Source organism: Listeria ivanovii subsp. ivanovii (assembly GCF_900187025.1).
Classification (GTDB): Bacteria; Bacillota; Bacilli; order Lactobacillales; family Listeriaceae; genus Listeria; species Listeria ivanovii.
Window position 1 is genome coordinate 1,013,882 of record NZ_LT906478.1, and the last position, 19,543, is coordinate 1,033,424.

Here is a 19,543-nt window from a genome sequence, read left to right on the forward strand (position 1 = left end):
GCTTTCGGTATCCTTTTTTTAATTCTTTATATCTAAACTCTTTTTGAACATCGTAATGGCTTTTTGCAGTGCTTCTTCATTTGGCACGAAATAATAGAGGTCAAATCCGTATGACTCGCTATAAATCATTTCTCCTTCACCTTCAAGTTCTTCGGAATCGACATCTTTAAGGACAGAGGCGTAATTCGTTGCCATAGCTGTAATATCGGTTAAGGTCATATTAGTTTGAAAATTATCACCAACGGCCTTCATAATACTTTCAAAATTAGAAACACCAGATGTACTTACGACTTTATTGGCAATTCCGATGATAACGTCACGCTGTCTATCTTGACGACCAAAATCCCCACGAGGATCTTCATGTCGAATACGTACATATTGCAAAGCTTCTGTGCCATTTAAAGTGATATTTCCTTTAACAAATTTACTATTTACAGAAGTTAAATCTATGTCATTATAAACAGTAATACCGCCAACAGCATCAACAAGATCTTTAAAACCTTCCATATTAATAGAGATAAAATAATCTACTGGAACGCCAGGCATTAGTTTTTCAACGGCATCAACTGTTCCTGATGGGCCACCGTTAGAATAAGAGGCATTAATTTTTCCAATATCTCCATTTCCGTAATCTATCTTCGTATCACGAGGGATGCTCATCATTTTTACATTATTATCTTGCTTATTCGCAGTAGCAAGGATGATAGTATCGGCACGACCGTTTTCTTCCCCAGCACGAGCATCAGAGCCCATTAATAAGACAGAAAAAGGTTTTTTCTTTTCTAAATCTGTTGCGGTTTTATTGCTTGTTTCCAGTGGAACATTGATTTTTGACATCGTATCTTGAACCGCAAGATAATACTTTGTAGCTAGTCCGGTAATCGAGAAAAAAATAATGCCTAGTAGTGTAATACTAGCAATTTTCATAAATTTAGCAAAGGGGGATGTTTTTTTGTGATGCTTTTCTGTGCGAGAGTTTGCCATAAAGTTTCCTCGTCTTTCTATTTTGTTTTTTTTAACATACCATCGTTTTTCTGTGAAATCAACAAAAAACGATAAATGAATTTGAAACCCATTTATCGCTTTGAAACTATACTTCCATGATAATTGGTAATATCATCGGACGACGTTTCGTTTTTTCATATAAGAAAGGTTGCAATGTATCTGTAATTTCATTTTTGATTTCAGACCATTGGGTTGTATTTTGTTCCATTACTTTATTTAAGTGACGCGTTAGGAGACCTTGAGCTTCTCCAATTAAATTGCCGGATTCGCGCATATAAATGAAGCCGCGGGAAATGATATCAGGGCCAGCCAGGACACGTGAATTTTTCATATTAATAGAGACAACAACGATAACAAGACCTTCTTCAGAAAGAATACGACGATCACGAAGGACAATATTACCGATATCACCAATACCACTACCATCAATATAGACACTTGCTGCATGGATTTTACCAGCTACATGGGCTGTTTCACTTGTTAAAGCAAGAACATCACCATTTGCCATAATAAAGCTATTATCTTCTGGTACACCACACTCTTCCGCTGATTGGGCATGGATTTTTTGCATTCTAAACTCACCGTGAATCGGCATAAAGAATTTAGGTTTCATTAGACGAAGCATTAGTTTTTGTTCTTGTTGGCCACCATGACCTGAAGTATGGATGTTGTTTACTTTACCGTGGATAACTTCTGCTCCAGCTTGATAAAGTAAATTAATGGTGCGATTGACACTGGTTGTATTACCAGGAATAGGGGAAGACGAGAAGACTACCGTATCACCTGGTTGAATTTGAATTTGACGATGTGTGCCGTTAGCAATTCTAGAAAGGGCTGCCATTGGTTCACCTTGACTTCCAGTACAAAGAATCGTCACATTGCCAGCCGGAGTTTTGTTTAATTGATGCACGTCAATAAACGTGTCTTTTGGTGCTTGAATATAACCTAATTGTTTACCAATTTCCATGGCAGATTCCATACTACGACCGAAAACGGCAATTTTACGACCAGTTTCGATGGAAGATTCTACTACTTGTTGTAAGCGGTAGATGTTCGATGCAAAAGTTGCGAAGATGATTCGTCCTTCTACATCACGGAAAATATTTTTAATGCTTTCGCCGACAACACGTTCACTCATCGTAAAATTAGGAACTTCCGCATTGGTACTATCGGATAATAGACAAAGAACGCCTTCTTTACCAATTTCAGCCATTTTTGTTAAGTTAGCTGGTTCGCCAACAGGGGTGAAGTCAAATTTGAAATCTCCTGTATGAACAATATTACCAGATGGTGTTTTTACCACAATACCATATGTGTCAGGGATACTATGTGTCGTGCGGAAGAAAGAAATACTTGTTTTTCTGAATTTAAAAACGTCATCTTCTTCATATTCATAAATTTTCGTTTGACGAAGCAAGCCATGTTCTTCTAATTTATTACGGATAAGTGCACTTGCGAGTTTTCCAGCATAAATCGGAATGTTTAGCTCGCGAAGTAAGTAAGGAACACCACCGATATGATCTTCGTGACCATGGGTGATAAAAAGTCCTTTAATCTTGTCTTTGTTTTTTACAAGGTAACTGTAATCAGGAATAACATAATCAATACCAAGAAGTTCGTCTTCTGGGAACTTGATTCCTGCATCAATTAGAATAATTTCGTCTTGAAATTGTACGCCATATGTGTTTTTACCGATCTCGCCTAGTCCACCAAGGGCGAAAACAGCTGTCTCATTATTTTTTACGAATTTCATAGGAGCTTATTTTTCCCAGAGCGCGAAGTCTGGGTTTTCCTTTTCATAAGCTAAATGTGCGTCACTGATTTTTTCAACAAATTCAATGTGGAAAGGCTCGTCTTTTAAAAGTTGGCGTACTTTTACTTCGCTTTCCGCTTCTACATATAAAGATTGTGTTTTTTCGCGTACGGGTGTTTCTGTAAGTGTTTCTTGATAAAATACTTTAAAAATCATTTTTTTCTCTCCTTAAAATTAAAGTTTAGTGTTTAAAAATAGGTTTCATGCAAGCTGAAAACCTAATATTTATTTAATAGTTGTTAGCACTGCTTTTTAGTTGTGGACGTATTAGCAGGCGGATATGGGTGCACAAGATACTAACAATTTGGCATAAAAAAGACAAAGAAAAATTACCACAGACTACTTGAATGAGTTAGCTGTGCACATAAGTCGATTTTCTTATCCGTTATAATTGCATACCTTTATTTTGGGAATTTGAAACAAATTTCCGAGTAAAAGATGTAATTATAATCTTTTTTTCACGTTCTATTGTCGTTCTATAAATGTTCATCCGATCTATATCCTTCATTCTAATATACCATAAATCCTGATAATTGCTACTAGAAAGTATAATTAATTTTGTTTATTTAGGAAGATTATGATTTTCTAGTGTTTTTCTGCTATAATTTGGTCATATGTGCTTTTAAAATGGATAGAGGATAGAGGCGTTTAATTGATGAGTAAAATTGTATTTTTTGATGTAGATGGGACACTTGTGGGTGAAACAAAAGAAATTCCAGCTTCTGCCAAACAAGCCATCGCGGAGCTAAAAGAAAATGGTATTTATGTTGCAATTGCAACCGGGCGTGGTCCGTTTATGCTAGATGAAATCAGAAAAGAGTTAGGAATTGATTCGTATATTTGTTACAACGGTCAATATGTTATTTTTGAAGGAAAAGAAATTTTTGCTAAACCATTACCAACAGAATCACTAGAACGGCTTATTAGTGTTGCTACTGAACATGAACATCCAATTGTTTTTTCTGGTAAAGAATCAATGCGAGCTAATTTACCTGATCATGACCGAGTGACAAGAGGGATGGATTCTATTAAACGAGGCTATCCGAAAGTGGATGCTAATTATTATAAAGGACGAGATATTTTTCAGTGCTTACTTTTCTGTGAAGAGTCTTTTGATGCCTATTACCGAAAAGAATTTAAACAATATGGATTTCTTCGTTGGCATGAGGTATCTGTGGATGTTTGTCCTGCGGATGGTTCAAAAGCAGAGGGAATTAAACAAATGATAAAACAACTGGGCTTTTCGATGGAAGATACGTATGCTTTTGGTGATGGGTTGAACGATATTAAGATGCTAGAGGCTGTTGGTACTGGAGTGGCAATGGGGAATGGTCGTGATGAGGTAAAAGAAGTGGCGGATTATGTTACAAGTCATGTGGATGATGATGGGGTTTATAATGCTTTAAAACATTTGCAATTAATTTAATCTAAGTGCCCAAAAAGCCTGTGCTCGAAAATAGAGCGCAGGCCTTTTAATGTTTAATTTTGGAATGGAATACAACTAGTGCGTTCAATCAAGCTAGTGTTTACTTGGATTTGTCTTGTTTCAAACTTTGCATCTGCTTTTATTTGTTTAGATAAAAGTGCAAGTGTTTGTTCAGCGATGTCACGTTTTTTTACATGTACGGTTGTAAGTTCAGGTGTAATTACTTTGCTTTCATTAATATTATCAAAGCCCAAAACAGAAATTTGTTCAGGTACTTTAATGGATTGACTTTGAAGCATTTTAATCATACTAATAGCCATATAATCATTTTCACAAAAAATCGCAGAAGGCAATTCAGGCAATTGAGCAATGGCTTCTTTGACTGAAGGATCTTCTTGAATTTGCATTGCTGGTAAATGGAAAATATGTTGTTTGGAAATAGTAATTTCTGCTTCTTTTAAACGAGTAAAAAAACCACTTTTCCGTTCTTCAAAATTCTTAATGCGTGGTAGTCCCATTACATAGCCGATTTTTTTATGGGATAGTTGTAAGAGATAGTCAGCTGCTGTATAACCGCCAAGAAAATTATTAATAGAGACAAAATTTGCAGGAATATGTGGGTGATGTGTATCAAGGATGACAATTTTGGGATATACCTGCTGCACTCGACTGATTTCTTCTGCGCCGAGGTTGGTACCGAGTAAAATTAACCCTGCTGATGTTTGTTCTTTTTCGGCTTCGGCAAGTTCCTCTAATATGGTTGTTGCATCAAAGGTAGAGATAATTAATTCATAAGGATAGCTAGTGATTTCAGCGGATAAGTAACTAAGTAATTCACTGAAAAACGGTAATGTCTGATATTGATCTGTAATTAAATCAGGACTTTTGCAGGCAATAAAACGAATGACGGATTTCTTCTGTCTTTTTTTATTTGTGTTACGTAGGGGGATGTAATTATTTTCCTCCACAATTTTTAGAATATGTAAACGTGTTTCTTCGCTTACGCCGGTTTTTCCGTTCAGCGCAAGGGAAACAGCCGATTTCGAAACATTTGCAAGTCGTGCTATATCTTCAAGCTTCATTTTCATTTCCCCTTGTTTACTAAATTTACTTTATTTAGTATATCATGTTTAGTAAATTAAAACAAAAAAGCAGCCGAATATGTGGATTCAATCGCTTTATTTAGTTGAAAAAGATAAAATAAACTAAAACAAAACATAAATTGATCTAAAGATTTATTGACTTAGTTTAGAGGTGGGGCTATAATACAATTGAAGAAAGCGATTACTAATTGCTTTTTCTAAGAACTAAAATATTTACTAAACTAAAATAAAGGTGGTTAGAAGATGGAGGGGATTAAGATTGGTTTTGCTCCAACGAGACGTAGCATATTTAGTGCGCCAGATGCGGTTAAATATGCCAATCTCACGCGACAAAAACTAAACGAACTAAACATTGAATTTGTAGATATTGCTGAATTTAATGAAGACGGTTTGCTGTATGATGATGCGGATGTTTCAAAAATTGCTGGAAAATTTAAAGCGGCAGGTATTCAAGGCTTATTTTTGCCACATACTAATTTTGGAACGGAATATGTTTGTGCAAGACTTGCAAAAGAATTAAATGTACCTGTTCTTTTATGGGGGCCTCGCGATGAACGTCCTGATGAAAAGGGGATTCGATTACGTGATACACAATGCGGGTTGTTCGCAACGGGAAAAATTTTGCGTAGATTTCAAGTCCCCTTTACATACATGACGAATTGCCGATTATCTGATCCCGAATTTGAACGAGGTATTCGAGATTTTATTGCAATTTGTAATACAGTAAAAACCTTTCAAAACATGCGGATTTTACAAATTGGTCCTCGTCCGTTTGACTTTTGGACAACCATGTGTAATGAAGGTGAGTTGTTAGAAAAATTCAATATTCAACTTGCGCCAATTCCGTTACCAGAATTAATCAAAGAAATTCGAAATGTATCGAAAGAACAAATTGATGAGGTAGACGGTACTGTGGAATACTGTGAGGGATGCGCTATCGTTAAAATTAAAGATGTTGATTTGCGGATGGTCGCGGCACTTAAAGTTGCCATGAAAAATTTAGCTGCAAAATACGGTTGTAGTGCAATTGCGATTCAATGTTGGACAGCGCTTCAGGATGAAATTGGTATTATGCCATGTGCAGCAAATGCTATGTTGATTGATGAAGGAATTCCTGTTGTTTGTGAAACAGATATTCATGGAGCAATTTCTTGTTTATTAATTGAAGCGGCAAATGTAGGTAAGAATAAAAGCTTTTTTGCTGATTGGACTGTTCGTCATCCAGATAACGAGAATGGTGAATTACTCCAACACTGTGGTTTATTTCCGTTTTCCGTTGCGAAAGAAAAACCAGCAATTGGCTATCCGCTAGCATTTGACTCACCAGGAGCAGTAGAAGCAGAGGCAAAAGGTGGGGAACTGACTTTATGCCGTTTTGATGGTGACAACGGTGAATACTCCTTGTTACTAGGTAAAGCAAAAGGTATTGATGGGCCTTACACAAAAGGAACATATCTTTGGATTGAGGTAGATAATTTGAAACGATTAGAGGAGAAAATTGTTTCAGGACCATATATTCATCATGTTAGTGGCATCCATGCAGATGTGGTTCCAATTCTGTACGAAGCATGCAAATATATTGGCGTAAAGCCAGACCTCTATGATCCGATTGAAGAAGATGTAAAAGCATATTTACGCGGTGAATAGAGAAAGGAGTAAAAAATGAGTGAATTAAAGATGAAATCGTTTGAAATTAGAAAAGATGTTATAAAAATGATTTACGATGCAAAAACCGGACATACTGGTTCAGATTTATCATGCGCGGATATTCTTGTAGCACTTTACTATGGCGCGATGAATATTAATCCGAATAATCCTGAAGCTTTAGACCGTGATCGCTATGTCCAAAGTAAAGGTCATGCTGTCGAAGTTCTTTGGGCGGTTTTGGCAGATAAAGGATTTTTTGCAAAAGAAGAATTGGGTACTTTCTCCGCATTTGGCTCTCGCTTTATCGGACATCCAAATAATAAAGTTGCAGGAATTGAAATGAACACAGGTTCGCTTGGGCATGGATTATCGGTTTCTGTGGGTATGGCATTAGCCGCTAAAATGGATGGGAAAAGTTATCACACCTATACTCTAATGGGAGACGGAGAACTTGCGGAAGGGTCTGTTTGGGAAGGCGCGATGGCTGCGGCAAATTACAATTTAGATAATTTAACAGCCATTATTGATCGAAACTCCTTACAAATTTCTGGTCGCACGGAGGATGTCATGAGCGTGGAACCTTTGGCAGATAAGTGGCGCGCATTTGGTTGGGATGTTATCGAAGTAGATGGAAACGATCCGGATAAACTACAAGCACTTTTTAAAACAGTGAATAAAACTGGAAAACCTCGTCTGATTATTGCGAAAACAATTAAAGGTTATGGCGTTAAAATGGCTGAAAATGTTGCTAAATGGCATCACTATGTACCAAGCCGTGAGGAATACGAAATAGCAATGAAAGATTTAGAGGAAAGAATGGAGGCGTGCCGTCATGAATAAAATCGCGAACCGCCAAATAATGTGTGAAGTCTTAATGAAAGAAGCAGCTCGTAACGATAGTAATTTAGTTGTATTAACAAGTGATTCAAGAGGATCCGCTTCGCTGGGGGCTTTCGCAGAAAAATTTCCAGAACGATTAATTGAAACTGGTATTGCCGAACAAAATATTGTTGGAATTGCAGCAGGATTAGCACATAGTGGCAAACGAGCTTTTGTTGCTTCACCTGCATGTTTCCTGAGTATGCGTAGTATTGAACAGGTGAAAGTAGATGTGGCTTATTCAGACACGAATGTAAAATTGATTGGCATCAGTGGTGGTGTCAGTTATGGTGCACTTGGTATGAGCCATCATTCGCTTCAAGATATTGCTGTTACTAGAGCGATTCCTAATTTAGAAGTCATTCTACCAGCAGATCGCCTAGAAACAGAAGCTGTTTTTGACTATTTGCTTCAATCAAATCGACCGGCATATGTTCGTCTTGGAAGAAATGCGGTAGAAGATTGTTACATCGAAAAGCCAGTATTTCAAATTGGGAAAGCTGCGACCCTCAGAGAAGGGGACGATGTGGCAATTTTAGCGACTGGCGAAATGATACGTGTCGCACTTGATGCAAGCGAAGAATTAAAGTTAAAAGGAATCAGCGCACGCGTATTGAATTTTTCAACAATCAAGCCGTTTGATCAAGGAGTAGTAGAAGCGGCATTAGCTGAAACAAAACTACTTATTAGTATGGAAGAACATAGTATTTATGGGGGATTAGGTGCAGCAGTGAGCGAAGTGGTAAGTAGTTCTTCAACAAGTATTCGTCATTTGATTTTAGGAATTCCGGATGAACCTGCTATTGCTGGAACGAGCCAAGAAATTTTCGCTTATTACGGTTTATCTGCTACTGGAGTTGCTGATATAGTCATGAAAAACCTACCAATTATTGGAGACGAAAAAAGATGAAGAAACATTATCAAATCGCCATTGATCAAAGCACATCTGGCACGAAAGTATTATTGTTTAAAGCAGGGGAGCTTGTGGACCGTTTAGATAAAAAACATCAACAACTTTATCCACACAAAGGTTGGGTGGAGCATAATCCCATTGAAATTTGTCAAAATGTCCGTACATTAATTGCGAACATCTTGGCAAAACATAATTTAGTTGCAGCAGAAATTGAGCGACTAGCTTTGACGAATCAACGTGAAACAATTGTGGCTTGGGATAAACAAACTGGGAAACCGCTTTATAATGCGATTGTATGGCAATGTAATCGAACAAAAAAAATTTGCGAAACATTAAAAAAAGATGGTTGCGAAAAACGAATTAAACAAATTACCGGACTGAAAATTGATTCTTATTTTTCTGCTCCGAAAATGAAGTGGTTATTGGAAAATATTTCAGCGGTGAGGGATGCAGTAAGTCGTAATCAATTGGCGTTTGGCACAATGGATGCTTGGGTGTTATTTTCGCTTACAGATGATAGTAACTATTTCACAGATCGAACCAATGCTAGTCGTACACTCCTTTATGATATTCGGAAAAATGATTGGTCAGATGAGTTACTCGAACTTTTTGGAGTTGCGCGTGCTCATTTACCAGAAGTGAAGCAGTCTGTTGGGGATTTTGGAAGTTACCTGGGGATACCGATTCATAGTGTAATGGCTGATTCAGAAGCGGCACTTTATGGACAAGGTTGTAATACATTTGGGGGAGTGAAGGCGACGCTTGGGACGGGATGTTCTGTTATGATGCAAATTGGTGAGAACCGACTACCTGAAAACGATGCTATTTTGACGACTCTTGCCTGGGATAATGCAGGTGTCAATCAGTTTGCATTAGAAGGAATAATTCGTTCTTGTGGAGACACATTAGTTTTTTTATCCGAACATTTAGAACTCTTTAAGGATTATCATACAGCTTGTAAGCAAGCATTTCAATTACCGTCCAATGATGGAGTTGTACTAATTCCTGGACAATTAGGCTTAGGTGCACCTTATTGGAATACAAATATACAAGCAGAAATTATCGGACTCACGCGAGAACATACAAAATGGCATATTATTCGTGCTGGTTATACAAGTATTGCATTTCAAATTAAGGCTGTTATCGACCAAATGGAGTTAATGACAGGTCAAAATATTAAGCGCTTACAAGTCGACGGTGGATTAACAAAGCAACCGGAGTTGATGCAATATTTAGCAAATGTTTTAAATGCAGAAGTGGCAGTCAGTCCTGTAGAAGAACTTTCAGCAATGGGTGTAATAAAAATTGCTGAAATTAAATCACAAGAAGAGAGAAAGCTAGCAAAATTGTATCAACCAGATATCACTTATACAAATGCCTTAGACGATTTTCAAAATTGGGAAAAACAAGTGAAAAGCAGTATTCTAAAATACAGAAGGTGAGGAATTTTAAATGAATAATTCGGATCTTGCAAAAGCGGTTGTAAAGCTTGTTGGTGGAAAAGAAAACATTTTGAGTGTGATTCATTGTGTCACACGGCTACGATTTAAGTTGCGTGATGAAAATCTAGCAGATACAGAAAAAATCAAAGCGCTACAAGGTGTTATGACGGTTGTGAAAAGTGGTGGGCAATACCAAGTGGTTATCGGTGATCATGTCAGTTATGTTTATGATGAGGTCATTCAAGTTTTAGGGATTAAACCAGATGATGCACTGCAAGATGATTCTGAACAAGAACACAAAAGTATTTTTAATAAGTTTGTTGAATTGATTTCAGGAATTTTTATGCCAGTACTGGGTCTAATGGCAGCTTCAGGTATTCTGAAAGGTTTCCTAACAGCGGCAGTCACAACGGGATTAATTGATACCTCTGCTGGTATTTACGAAGTTCTTTACGCGGCAAGTGATGCGCTCTTTTACTTTATGCCAATTATACTTGGCTTTTCAGCTGGGAAAGTATTTAAAACGAATCAATACCTTTCTGCTGCAGTCGGTGCATCGCTTGTTTACCCAACACTTGTTGAAATGTATAGCAATGGAGCACATTTAACATTTCTACATATTCCAGTTATTTTAATGAACTATACAATGTCTGTTATTCCTGTTATTTTAGCTATTTACTTTATGAGTAAACTGGAAAAAGTATTAGTAAAATTTATTCCGAAAAGTTTACAATTGATTTTTGTCCCTCTATTGCTACTTTTAATTGTGGTGCCTGTGTCTCTAATTATCATTGGGCCTGTTTCAACATATGCTAGCCAACTACTTGCAAAAGGAGCATTGGCGCTTTATTCGCTTAGTCCGATGATTGCAGGCTTCTTCCTGGCTGGTGTTTGGCAAGTGGCTGTTATGTTCGGACTGCACTGGGCATTTATACCGATTTTCATTAATAATATTACTGTTTTAGGATACGATCCAATTAATGCAATGCTTTATTGTACTGTATTCGCGCAAACTGGTGCGGTTATGGCAGTAATGCTTAAAACCCGAAACCAAGAATTGCGTTCGCTTTCTGTAACCGCAACTATTTCTGGATTTTTAGGAATCACGGAACCAGCAATTTATGGGGTAAACTTGCCGTATAAAAAACCATTTATTATGGCTTGTGTTGGATCGGCTTTTGGTGGTGCAATTGCGGGTATGAGTGCTGCGAAAATGTTTGGTGGCTTCGCGTCTGGTGGGGGTTTCGGTATTCCGATGTTCATTAATCCAGATGGAATAGGCTGGGATTTCTGGGGATTTTTAATTTCGCTAGTGGTAGCTTTCAGCATCGCATTGATTTTAACTTATTTCTTTGGATTTAAAGATAAAGTAGTAGAAGAAGTAATAATCCAAACAGGAAAAGTAGCGACATTGGACGAAACTATTTATAGCCCGCTTCAAGGTGAATTAATGGCGTTAAATGATGTGAAAGATGAAGTGTTCTCAGGTGGTATAATGGGAGCGGGAGTAGCAATTCTTCCTACGAATGGCGAAATTCGTGCCCCATTTGATGGAACAGTACTTAGTGTTTTTAAGACCAAGCACGCAATAGGTTTGATTTCCAAACAGGGAGTCGAGTTGTTAATTCATGTTGGACTTGATACAGTTAATCTAAACGGTCATTTTTTTGATATTAAAGTGAGCGAATCAGAAGAAGTAAAAAAAGGTGATTTATTAGGAACATTTGATTTGGATGAAATAAAAAAAGCTGGCTACGATACTACCACACCAGTCATTGTAACGAATAGTGCCGCACTGGCCGATGTTATTACATTAAACCTTGGAAAAAATGTAGATAATAACCAAAAGATTTTAGAAGCAAAGGCTTAATATAGAAAGGATGAAAAAAATGTTAACGCAAAGTGCTGATAAGCGTCGAATAGAGAAGAATGGTGAACCTTTTTTCTACCTCGCAGATACAGTTTGGAGTGCATTTACGAATATTGATTTAACCGATTGGGCCTACTACTTAAAAGTCCGAAAAGAGCAAGGTTTTAATGTACTGCAAATCAATATTTTGCCACAATGGGATCGAAGCGTACTAGAAAGTATTCAAGAGCCATTTGGTATAAGTGAAGGCTTTTTCGATTTACAGTCTAAAAATGAAGCTTACTTTAAACATGCAGAAAAAATGTTAGAAATGGCAGTAAATCAAGGTTTTACTCCAGCACTTGTTTTGCTGTGGTGTAATTATATTCCGGAGACGTGGGGGGCGAAATTTGGTGTCAGTCCGCTGTTTCGAAAAGAAGACATTAAATCTTATACGGAAATGATGTTGGAGCATTTTGATCGATTCAACCCCGTTTATATCATTAGTGGGGACACGGATTTCCCAACGGAAACTGTAGCAGATTATTATTTAGAAGCTTTAGAAACTGTTTCTAAAAAAGCACCGCAAGCACTAAAAGTTTTGCATATTTGTGGTCGTTTAAAAAAAATTCCTGAAAAACTGCAGACACATCCTGCTCTCGATTTGTATTTTTATCAATCTGGACATAATTCCGAGCATCAAGCAATGGCCTATACGTTGGCAGAACATTTTAGCCAGTTAGAGCCAAGGAAGCCAGTTATCAATTCAGAGCCGTGCTACGAATTGATGGGATATAGTCGACAAAAGTATGGTCGTTTTAACCGAGAAGATGTACGAAAAGCTGCTTGGCAAAGTGTTTTATCTGGTGCTATAGCTGGTATTACTTATGGGGCGCATGGTATTTGGAGTTGGCATGAAGAAGGGAGTACATTTGGATCAGCGCTCGGTGAAGGATTTGTTTCTCCATTTAATTGGCGACAAGCACTTCATTTTGACGGAGCTACAGATTATGCATTTCTAAAATCCTTTATTTTAGCTAATGATTTAACAACACTTAAACCAATAAATCTAGTCTTAAATCGAACTTCAGAAATTCGAGCAGCAGAGACCGAAAAATTAGTTATCGTTTATGTGCCATCAAATGTCCCAATTTATCTGAAAGGGCAATTTACTTCTGTAGATGATTATGCTATTGATTTGGAGCAAGGTAAGAAGGTTGGTCTTACAAAAGTATTTCATGAAGCGAACACAGAAATTCAGATGACACCTTTTTTAAAAGATAGTTTATATATACTTCATCAATAAATCCTAATTTCTTTCTAGAAAAAAATTTTGTTTTGCCGGTTAATAATTAAAGCGAGGTAACTATTTAAGTGTTGCCTCGCCTTTTGCTGTGTCTAAACTACTGGTTTCTTTATTCGTTAAATCTTTTTTTATAAATTTCAACTGTGCAACAATGATAATACTAATAATAACAAGTAAATACCAACTCGTGATTTTCGAAACATGCACTGGACGCCAAGTAACGATCTGATCTGGATAAGCCCATGCACCGTAAAAACTTGCAATGTTTTCTGCTAGATAAATAAAAAAAGCGATACATAAAAATGAGAACGATAATGGCATTTTTAGCTGTGCAGAACTAACTTTAAAGTGGACATAGGTTTTTCGAAAAAGTACTAGAACTAAAACTATTAAAATCCAACGAAAATCCATGATAAAATGATGCGTAAAAAAATTACCATAAATTGCTACACATAATGCGGTAATAAGCCAAATGTTCGGCCAGTTAGTCATCTGTAAATCGAATCGTTTCCAAGCTTGGCATATGTAGCTCGCAATACTGGAATACATAAAGCCACTATAAAGCGGGACTCCCAATATTTTCGTGAAACCTGGTTCTGGATAACTCCAAGATCCCATATGTACTTTATAAATTTCAAGAACAAGTCCAATTACATGAAAAATCATGATGACTTTAAGTTCATCCCAAGTTTCCAAACCAAATTTAATTAACAGCAGCTGAGCGATAATACAAATCAACAAAAGTAAATCATACCGAGCAACAAAAGGAATATCTAGCAATTTTGTTAACGCGAGTGAAATAAAAATAATTCCCGGGAAAATACAACAAAGCGCTTGTTTCCAAGTAAAAGTCCAAAGCAAGCGGAAAAATGCCATTAAAAAACCTCTTCTCATTCTTTTCTTTAGTTTACCAAAAAAGTCTAAAGAAATGGACAAGAAAAGGTTAATTAAGTTCGTTTTGGTAATTAATATTTCGAAAGGGCTTCTCATTTTCAAAAAATAAGGATGCGGAATCAAGCTCTTTAAGTAGCGAGAAAACGCGATGTTCCTCGTTTTGAAGTAACTTAGTTAGCTGGAAAAGCGCATAAGGGATATTGGCGACTAAATAATGATTAGCTTGATTCGTTTTTGCAAAGCTGTTTCGGTACGCTGCGAGCTGTGTTATTTCATGGCTAGTTAAATAAGGCATATCAGTTGGGAGCACAATGAAATTAGCTTGATCATACTGTTTGGCAGCAAGCATCACCGCATAAATGCCACCAAGCGGTCCATAATCTAAGTATGCAGGATCATCTGGGACTATTTGGATAGTTGCTTCATCACGAAATAAAATGGTTAACTCCTGGTAATTTGCTTTGTTCGCAGAAATAAAAATTTGCACGCAATAAGGCGCTAATTTGTTAACAGTCATTTCTATCCAAGTTTTTCCAGAAGCCTTATCTCGGAAAAAGGCTTTCGGCTCGCCAAAACGGCTTGATTTTCCACCAGCAAGAATGATACCAACATTAACTTTTGCGTTTTTCAAGTCGTCCATCTCGCATCACCAAAATCTCACCTGTCATCATTTCTGCTTCCGAGGCATAATGTGTGACAAAAATAACCGGAATATGAAAATCTTTTGCCATTTGTCCAACTAGTTTCATACAAATCAGCCGCGTTTCTTCATCCAAGCCATTAAACGGTTCATCAAGTAAAAGTAATTTTGGTTCGATAATCATTGCTCGAGCCATAGCGACACGTTGTTTTTCTCCACCAGAAAGTTTTTGAACAGAAGAATAAAGTAAATGCGATATTTGCAAATAATCACTCATTTTCCTTACTTGTTGCTGAATTTCCAGTTGTTCCTTTTTCTTCTTTTTTCGAACTTTTAGCCCAAAAGCAATATTTTCATAGACATTCATATTAGGGAATAAAGCGAGATTTTGGAATAAATAACCTACTTTTCGTTCTGTGGCGGGGAGATGGAGTGAGATAGTAGAATCGTCCCAAGGTGTTCCGTCGAAGTCAATCGTACCACCATCAATCGTTTTAAGTCCGCTCACACATTGGAATAAAGTAGATTTTCCAGAACCGCTAGCTCCCATCATTGCTGTGACAGGTTGGTCAAAGGTGTAGTCGATATTTAGGTCGTGAAAAGGAAGTTTTTTATGAAATTGTAATCGAAGCATGTTACATCCCCCTCATCAATTGGGTTTGGCGTACGGTAAGAATATGAATAACTAGTAACGCAAACACCCCAATAATTACATTAATTAATCCCAGATAGATTGCTGTTCGCATGTCACCTTGTTGTACCATAAAGTAAATACTAGAAGCAATTGTGTCCGTTTTCCCTTCAATATAACCAGCTACCATCAAACTTGCTCCAAATTCTCCCATCGCCCGACAAAAACTAAGTAAAACACCAGCTAAAATAGGTTGCCAGCAATTGGGTAAAATAATCTTCTGGAAAGTTTGTTTTTTATTAGCCGACAGAGTTTCTGCCGCCCATACTAACTCATGATCAATCGATAGAAAAGCAGATTTTAGCCCTTGATACATAATGGGTAAAATAATAATCGTCGTTGCAACAATCGCCCCACTAAGTGAAAAAATAAAACTAAAATCAAATGTATTCCATAAAAATCCACCAACGAAGTCATTTCGTCCTAAAATATTTAGCAATACCAGACCCACCACAGTAGGCGGCAAGACAAGTGGTAGTAGAATCAGTATTTCCACGATTAATTGAAAGCGAGATTTTCGACCAGCAAAATAATAACTAAGTGGCAACATCGTAATAAATGCTATAAATGTTGAAATAGTGGCAACGAGTAAAGTATGCCAAACAGATGTAAACATAAAATTCCTCCCGGGTAACCCTTTTATACTCCTATTATTATTATTCTCTCTGGTATAAATTGTCAAACTTAAGTACAATAAATTTATACAAAAGGGGGAGGTAAGATGAAAAAAATCGGATTTATTATAACTTGCGGATTATTACTGCTACTAACAGCATGTGGTAGCAGTCAAAAAGAGACAAAAATAACGACTATACATATTTCCGCAGCAGCAAGTTTGAAAGATACTATAGATGAAGTGAAGCCACTTTTTGAAAAAGAATATCCAACCATCAAATTAGCTTTTGATTTTGGTGGATCTGGACAAATTCGTGAACGTGTAGAGAGCGGTGCCCCAATTGATGGCGTACTTTTAGCTAGTAAAAAAGATACTGATACCTTGTTGGAGCAAGATTTGGCCGAGCAAGCGCGTGAATTCGCTAGTAACCAATTAGTATTAATTGAACCAAAGAACGCGAATGAAGTGGCTAATCAAAACTTAAAACAACTACTTAACCATGCCGATAAAATTGCTATTGGTGACCCAGAATCCGTCCCAGCTGGTGCTTATGCAAAACAAACACTAGAAAATCTACAACTTTATGATGCGGAAAAAGCGAAACTAGTGCTTGCGACAGATGTTCGACAAGTATTATCTTATGTAGAGGCTGGGAATGCGGATGCTGGTTTTGTATACCAAACAGACGCACTGCTAAGTAAAAAAGTTCAAGTATCAGCTAAAATAGATGCCAAATTGCATAATCCGATTGCTTATTACAGCGCACAAGTTAGTAATTCAGAACAGAAAAAAGCAGCAACAACTTTTTTAGACTTTATGAATAAACAAGAAGCACAGAAAATTCTCGGAAAATATGGATTCCAATCAGCTAATTAACGAGAAGTCGCTTTGCTTTTTAAAACGAGAAAACTCCTGTATATTGGTACTAAAGAAAACGCATACATAGTTTTATATAGAAGGGAAGTGCGCCCAGATGATTGAAAAAAGAAACACCATTAAAATGGAACAAGCAAGAGAAATTTTATGCAACCAGATTACACACCTTCCAGTGGAGAAGGTAGGGATAGGAAGTGCGTTACATCAAGTTTTGCAAGAACCGATTTTTGCCCCCTTTCCAGCTCCTTATTTTCGGCGTTCGGGATATGACGGATATGCTATTACAGAAACTGATGATGAAAATTATCCTATCACTTTACGTGTGGTTGCGGAAGTTCCTTGCGGGGAAACATATGATAAACCACTTGCGCCAGGTGAAACTGTCCGAATAATGACAGGGGCAAAAGTACCAACAAGCGCGAGCAAAATTATCATGCTTGAACAATCAAAAGAAACGACCAATAAAAATGAAATCACCCTAATAAATACACAACCAACCAGTAATATTACAGAAATTGGTGCAGAATTTGCGAAAGGGGATTTACTTTTAGACCGTGGCCATACGCTAAATGCCGGTTCGATAAGTTTACTTGCTTCCTTTGGGATTAATGAGGTGCAAGTCATCAGGAAACCGAAAGTAGCTATTTTATCTACTGGCAGTGAGTTGGTGACTGCTGGAAATCCACTTCCAGATGGGAAAATATACAATAGCAATCAGCCATTACTTGAAAATCTTTTACAACTGTCCCATGCTGAAATTTGCGCTGCAGAACAACTACCAGATAATTATCTTGATACCAAACGACGATTGCTTGAACTGACAGAAATTGCTGATTTGATAGTTACGACAGGTGGAGTATCGGTAGGAGATTTTGATTTCATGGCAGATATCGCCAAACAAGAAGCGGAATTACTATTTAATAAAATTCAAATGCGTCCAGGTAGTCCAACGACTGGGATGTGGTTAAATGATACATTAATTATTGCGCTTTCTGGAAACCCGGGCGCTTGTTTTACCGGATTTTATTTATTAGTGGAGCCTGTACTCGCTACTTTAATGGGGAAAGAACACACTGCGACAAAACAAGTCCAAGCAAAAATGGCGACGGATTATTCGAAAAATAATGGTTTTGATCGGTTTTTGCGAGGGACTTATCAGCTTTCAGAGACTGGCGAATATTTAGTAAAACCAGTAGGGAGCGACATGTCGAGTGCACTTGGAAATTTACATTTGACAACTTGTTTGCTTAAAATTCCACGAGGGAAAGTTGGAAAGTTTACCGGAGAAGAGGTAGAAGCATGGCTACTATCCTCCAAATAATTGGCTTTAAAAATAGTGGGAAAACGACTTTGCTAAATGCGTTAATTAAAGCCAGTCGTAAAGAAAATTATACAGTTTCTGCTATAAAACATGATGCGCATGATTTTTCTATTGATCACGTAGGAACAGATTCTTTTTCCTATCAAGAAAGCGGGGCAGAAGCGGTAGTTATCGCTAATTCTCGCCGATATGCTGTGATGGAGCAGGCGGGAATAGACTTAAAAACGGCAATCCAAAAATTACCTAAATCAGATATCATTTTGATAGAAGGATACAAACAAGGTCCTTTCCCCAAAATTGTACTTATCCGTGAAAAAGCAGAAATCGAACAATTGAAAGATAGCAAAACCGTACATAAAATTGCGACTCGTCATTTGGAATTACAGGAAGAAGCCATTTTTATTGGTGAGGAAGCCAAGTTAACTCAATTTGCGGAAATGATTATCAAGGAGTTTTTACAATGAAATATATAGCGCTTCAGCAAGAAAAAATCGAAATTCAAGCACTTTCTGAAAAGCTTATCAATAAAAAGCATGGTGGCATCAATATTTTTATTGGAACAATCCGTGAATGGACGGGGAATATTCAAACCGAAGAAATTCGTTATACTGCCTATGAAGAAATGGCACTTAAAGAATTAACCAAACTAGCTGATGAAGTGAAAGCAGAATGGACCGCCGATGTTGTGATTGTCCACCGACTAGGGTTACTCCAGCTAACAGATATTGCCGTTTTTATTGGTGTTTCCACGCCTCATCGCGCAGCTTGTTACGAGGCATCTCGATATATTATTGAGCGATTAAAAGAACGAGTACCTATTTGGAAAGAAGAAAAAGATATAGATAAAACGAGGTGGGGTGGTGCCAGTGTTAACAACAATTAAATTTTTTGCTTTTTTAGTAGAGAAAACAAATAAAACGGAAGTAAAGTTAAACTTGCAGCAATGTCGAACGGTTGGTGAAGTGCGGGAACTGATTAGCAGCGAATTTCCAGAGATTGCTGTAGATCTTTCTACTTGCATGCTAGCTGTTAATATGGAATTTCAACAAGATCAGGATGTTTTACCTGAGAAAATAGAAGAAATAGCCGTTATTCCGCCAGTTAGTGGTGGGTGATGAAGGA

19 protein-coding genes and 1 pseudogene are annotated in these 19,543 nt (G+C 37.2%); 12 read left to right on the forward strand and 8 right to left on the reverse strand.

Features of this window, described 5'->3' with window-relative positions; genetic code table 11:
* Positions 1 to 18 precede the first annotated feature (18 nt).
* From CKV67_RS04985 to CKV67_RS04995, 3 genes are all read right to left on the reverse strand, one after another.
* Positions 19 to 984: an LCP family protein gene (locus CKV67_RS04985; protein ID WP_014092448.1), complete on the reverse strand. Its 966-nt coding sequence runs from the start codon at positions 982 to 984 to the stop codon at positions 19 to 21.
* Positions 985 to 1,090: 106 nt separating this feature from the next.
* Entirely contained in the window at positions 1,091 to 2,758 is a 1,668-nt protein-coding gene (gene rnjA, locus CKV67_RS04990) for a ribonuclease J1 (protein WP_014092449.1), read from the reverse strand.
* A gap of 6 nt (positions 2,759 to 2,764) precedes the next feature.
* Positions 2,765 to 2,974, reverse strand: a complete 210-nt coding sequence (locus CKV67_RS04995; protein ID WP_003722652.1) for a DNA-dependent RNA polymerase subunit epsilon — start codon at positions 2,972 to 2,974, stop codon at positions 2,765 to 2,767.
* A 499-nt stretch (positions 2,975 to 3,473) separates the two neighbouring features.
* Here CKV67_RS04995 and CKV67_RS05000 point away from each other — a divergent pair, with 499 nt between their 5' ends.
* Positions 3,474 to 4,244: a Cof-type HAD-IIB family hydrolase gene (locus CKV67_RS05000; RefSeq protein WP_014092450.1), complete on the forward strand. Its 771-nt coding sequence runs from the start codon at positions 3,474 to 3,476 to the stop codon at positions 4,242 to 4,244.
* Between the two features lie 53 nt (positions 4,245 to 4,297).
* Here CKV67_RS05000 and CKV67_RS05005 read toward each other — a convergent pair whose 3' ends face one another.
* Complete coding sequence (locus CKV67_RS05005; RefSeq protein WP_014092451.1) at positions 4,298 to 5,326, reverse strand: LacI family DNA-binding transcriptional regulator; 1,029 nt, start codon at positions 5,324 to 5,326, stop codon at positions 4,298 to 4,300.
* A gap of 264 nt (positions 5,327 to 5,590) precedes the next feature.
* Between CKV67_RS05005 and CKV67_RS05010 the strand changes: the two genes are divergently transcribed.
* The 6 genes and pseudogenes from CKV67_RS05010 to CKV67_RS05035 all read left to right on the forward strand — a co-directional run bounded on the left by CKV67_RS05010 (position 5,591) and on the right by CKV67_RS05035 (position 13,383).
* Positions 5,591 to 6,994 (forward strand): L-fucose/L-arabinose isomerase family protein, encoded by a 1,404-nt coding sequence (locus tag CKV67_RS05010; RefSeq protein WP_014092452.1) that lies wholly within the window; start codon positions 5,591 to 5,593, stop codon positions 6,992 to 6,994.
* A gap of 15 nt (positions 6,995 to 7,009) precedes the next feature.
* A complete protein-coding gene (locus CKV67_RS05015; protein WP_014092453.1) occupies positions 7,010 to 7,834 on the forward strand; it encodes a transketolase in 825 nt (274 codons plus the stop codon).
* Positions 7,827 to 8,783 (forward strand): transketolase family protein, encoded by a 957-nt coding sequence (locus CKV67_RS05020; protein WP_014092454.1) that lies wholly within the window; start codon positions 7,827 to 7,829, stop codon positions 8,781 to 8,783. The genes CKV67_RS05015 and CKV67_RS05020 overlap by 8 nt, the downstream gene beginning before the upstream one ends.
* Positions 8,780 to 10,242 (forward strand): annotated as a pseudogene (locus CKV67_RS05025) (FGGY-family carbohydrate kinase). Before CKV67_RS05020 ends, CKV67_RS05025 begins: the two are co-directional and overlap by 4 nt.
* Complete coding sequence (locus CKV67_RS05030; RefSeq protein ID WP_025279854.1) at positions 10,239 to 12,098, forward strand: PTS beta-glucoside transporter subunit IIBCA; 1,860 nt, start codon at positions 10,239 to 10,241, stop codon at positions 12,096 to 12,098. Before CKV67_RS05025 ends, CKV67_RS05030 begins: the two are co-directional and overlap by 4 nt.
* Positions 12,099 to 12,117: 19 nt before the next feature.
* The gene (locus CKV67_RS05035; RefSeq protein ID WP_014092457.1) at positions 12,118 to 13,383 is read left to right on the forward strand and encodes a glycoside hydrolase family 140 protein; all 1,266 of its coding nucleotides are present in this window, start codon (positions 12,118 to 12,120) and stop codon (positions 13,381 to 13,383) included.
* A gap of 60 nt (positions 13,384 to 13,443) precedes the next feature.
* Here CKV67_RS05035 and CKV67_RS05040 read toward each other — a convergent pair whose 3' ends face one another.
* From CKV67_RS05040 to CKV67_RS05055, 4 genes are all read right to left on the reverse strand, one after another.
* Positions 13,444 to 14,259, reverse strand: a complete 816-nt coding sequence (locus tag CKV67_RS05040; RefSeq protein WP_014092458.1) for a DUF817 domain-containing protein — start codon at positions 14,257 to 14,259, stop codon at positions 13,444 to 13,446.
* A gap of 67 nt (positions 14,260 to 14,326) precedes the next feature.
* The gene (locus tag CKV67_RS05045) at positions 14,327 to 14,908 is read right to left on the reverse strand and encodes a molybdenum cofactor guanylyltransferase (protein ID WP_014092459.1); all 582 of its coding nucleotides are present in this window, start codon (positions 14,906 to 14,908) and stop codon (positions 14,327 to 14,329) included.
* Positions 14,889 to 15,551 (reverse strand): ATP-binding cassette domain-containing protein, encoded by a 663-nt coding sequence (locus CKV67_RS05050; protein WP_014092460.1) that lies wholly within the window; start codon positions 15,549 to 15,551, stop codon positions 14,889 to 14,891. Before CKV67_RS05050 ends, CKV67_RS05045 begins: the two co-directional genes overlap by 20 nt.
* 1 nt (position 15,552) lies before the next feature.
* Complete coding sequence (locus tag CKV67_RS05055) at positions 15,553 to 16,224, reverse strand: molybdate ABC transporter permease subunit (protein WP_014092461.1); 672 nt, start codon at positions 16,222 to 16,224, stop codon at positions 15,553 to 15,555.
* A 105-nt stretch (positions 16,225 to 16,329) separates the two neighbouring features.
* Here CKV67_RS05055 and modA point away from each other — a divergent pair, with 105 nt between their 5' ends.
* The 5 genes from modA to moaD all read left to right on the forward strand — a co-directional run bounded on the left by modA (position 16,330) and on the right by moaD (position 19,536).
* Positions 16,330 to 17,100, forward strand: a complete 771-nt coding sequence (gene modA / locus CKV67_RS05060; protein WP_014092462.1) for a molybdate ABC transporter substrate-binding protein — start codon at positions 16,330 to 16,332, stop codon at positions 17,098 to 17,100.
* 97 nt (positions 17,101 to 17,197) lie between these two features.
* Positions 17,198 to 18,421, forward strand: a complete 1,224-nt coding sequence (locus CKV67_RS05065; RefSeq protein WP_014092463.1) for a molybdopterin molybdotransferase MoeA — start codon at positions 17,198 to 17,200, stop codon at positions 18,419 to 18,421.
* Positions 18,400 to 18,885 (forward strand): molybdopterin-guanine dinucleotide biosynthesis protein B, encoded by a 486-nt coding sequence (gene mobB, locus CKV67_RS05070; protein ID WP_014092464.1) that lies wholly within the window; start codon positions 18,400 to 18,402, stop codon positions 18,883 to 18,885. The genes CKV67_RS05065 and mobB overlap by 22 nt, the downstream gene beginning before the upstream one ends.
* Complete coding sequence (locus CKV67_RS05075; protein WP_014092465.1) at positions 18,882 to 19,304, forward strand: molybdenum cofactor biosynthesis protein MoaE; 423 nt, start codon at positions 18,882 to 18,884, stop codon at positions 19,302 to 19,304. Before mobB ends, CKV67_RS05075 begins: the two co-directional genes overlap by 4 nt.
* A complete protein-coding gene (gene moaD / locus CKV67_RS05080; RefSeq protein WP_025279855.1) occupies positions 19,288 to 19,536 on the forward strand; it encodes a molybdopterin converting factor subunit 1 in 249 nt (82 codons plus the stop codon). Before CKV67_RS05075 ends, moaD begins: the two co-directional genes overlap by 17 nt.
* The last annotated feature ends 7 nt before the right edge of the window (positions 19,537 to 19,543 follow it).

Excerpts from the sequence above, each read along its gene's own strand:
- CKV67_RS04995 (WP_003722652.1), bottom strand. The coding sequence starts at position 2,974 with ATGATTTTTAAAGTATTTTATCAAGAAACACTTACAGAAACACCCGTA.
- CKV67_RS05030 (WP_025279854.1), top strand. The coding sequence starts at position 10,239 with ATGAATAATTCGGATCTTGCAAAAGCGGTTGTAAAGCTTGTTGGTGGA.
- CKV67_RS05020 (WP_014092454.1), top strand. The coding sequence starts at position 7,827 with ATGAATAAAATCGCGAACCGCCAAATAATGTGTGAAGTCTTAATGAAA.
- CKV67_RS05000 (WP_014092450.1), top strand. The coding sequence starts at position 3,474 with ATGAGTAAAATTGTATTTTTTGATGTAGATGGGACACTTGTGGGTGAA.
- CKV67_RS05065 (WP_014092463.1), top strand. The coding sequence starts at position 17,198 with ATGATTGAAAAAAGAAACACCATTAAAATGGAACAAGCAAGAGAAATT.
- CKV67_RS05005 (WP_014092451.1), bottom strand. The coding sequence starts at position 5,326 with ATGAAGCTTGAAGATATAGCACGACTTGCAAATGTTTCGAAATCGGCT.
- CKV67_RS05015 (WP_014092453.1), top strand. The coding sequence starts at position 7,010 with ATGAGTGAATTAAAGATGAAATCGTTTGAAATTAGAAAAGATGTTATA.
- CKV67_RS05035 (WP_014092457.1), top strand. The coding sequence starts at position 12,118 with ATGTTAACGCAAAGTGCTGATAAGCGTCGAATAGAGAAGAATGGTGAA.
- CKV67_RS05040 (WP_014092458.1), bottom strand. The coding sequence starts at position 14,259 with ATGGCATTTTTCCGCTTGCTTTGGACTTTTACTTGGAAACAAGCGCTT.
- rnjA (WP_014092449.1), bottom strand. The coding sequence starts at position 2,758 with ATGAAATTCGTAAAAAATAATGAGACAGCTGTTTTCGCCCTTGGTGGA.
- CKV67_RS05075 (WP_014092465.1), top strand. The coding sequence starts at position 18,882 with ATGAAATATATAGCGCTTCAGCAAGAAAAAATCGAAATTCAAGCACTT.
- mobB (WP_014092464.1), top strand. The coding sequence starts at position 18,400 with ATGGCTACTATCCTCCAAATAATTGGCTTTAAAAATAGTGGGAAAACG.
- CKV67_RS05055 (WP_014092461.1), bottom strand. The coding sequence starts at position 16,224 with ATGTTTACATCTGTTTGGCATACTTTACTCGTTGCCACTATTTCAACA.
- CKV67_RS04985 (WP_014092448.1), bottom strand. The coding sequence starts at position 984 with ATGGCAAACTCTCGCACAGAAAAGCATCACAAAAAAACATCCCCCTTT.
- modA (WP_014092462.1), top strand. The coding sequence starts at position 16,330 with ATGAAAAAAATCGGATTTATTATAACTTGCGGATTATTACTGCTACTA.
- CKV67_RS05050 (WP_014092460.1), bottom strand. The coding sequence starts at position 15,551 with ATGCTTCGATTACAATTTCATAAAAAACTTCCTTTTCACGACCTAAAT.
- CKV67_RS05010 (WP_014092452.1), top strand. The coding sequence starts at position 5,591 with ATGGAGGGGATTAAGATTGGTTTTGCTCCAACGAGACGTAGCATATTT.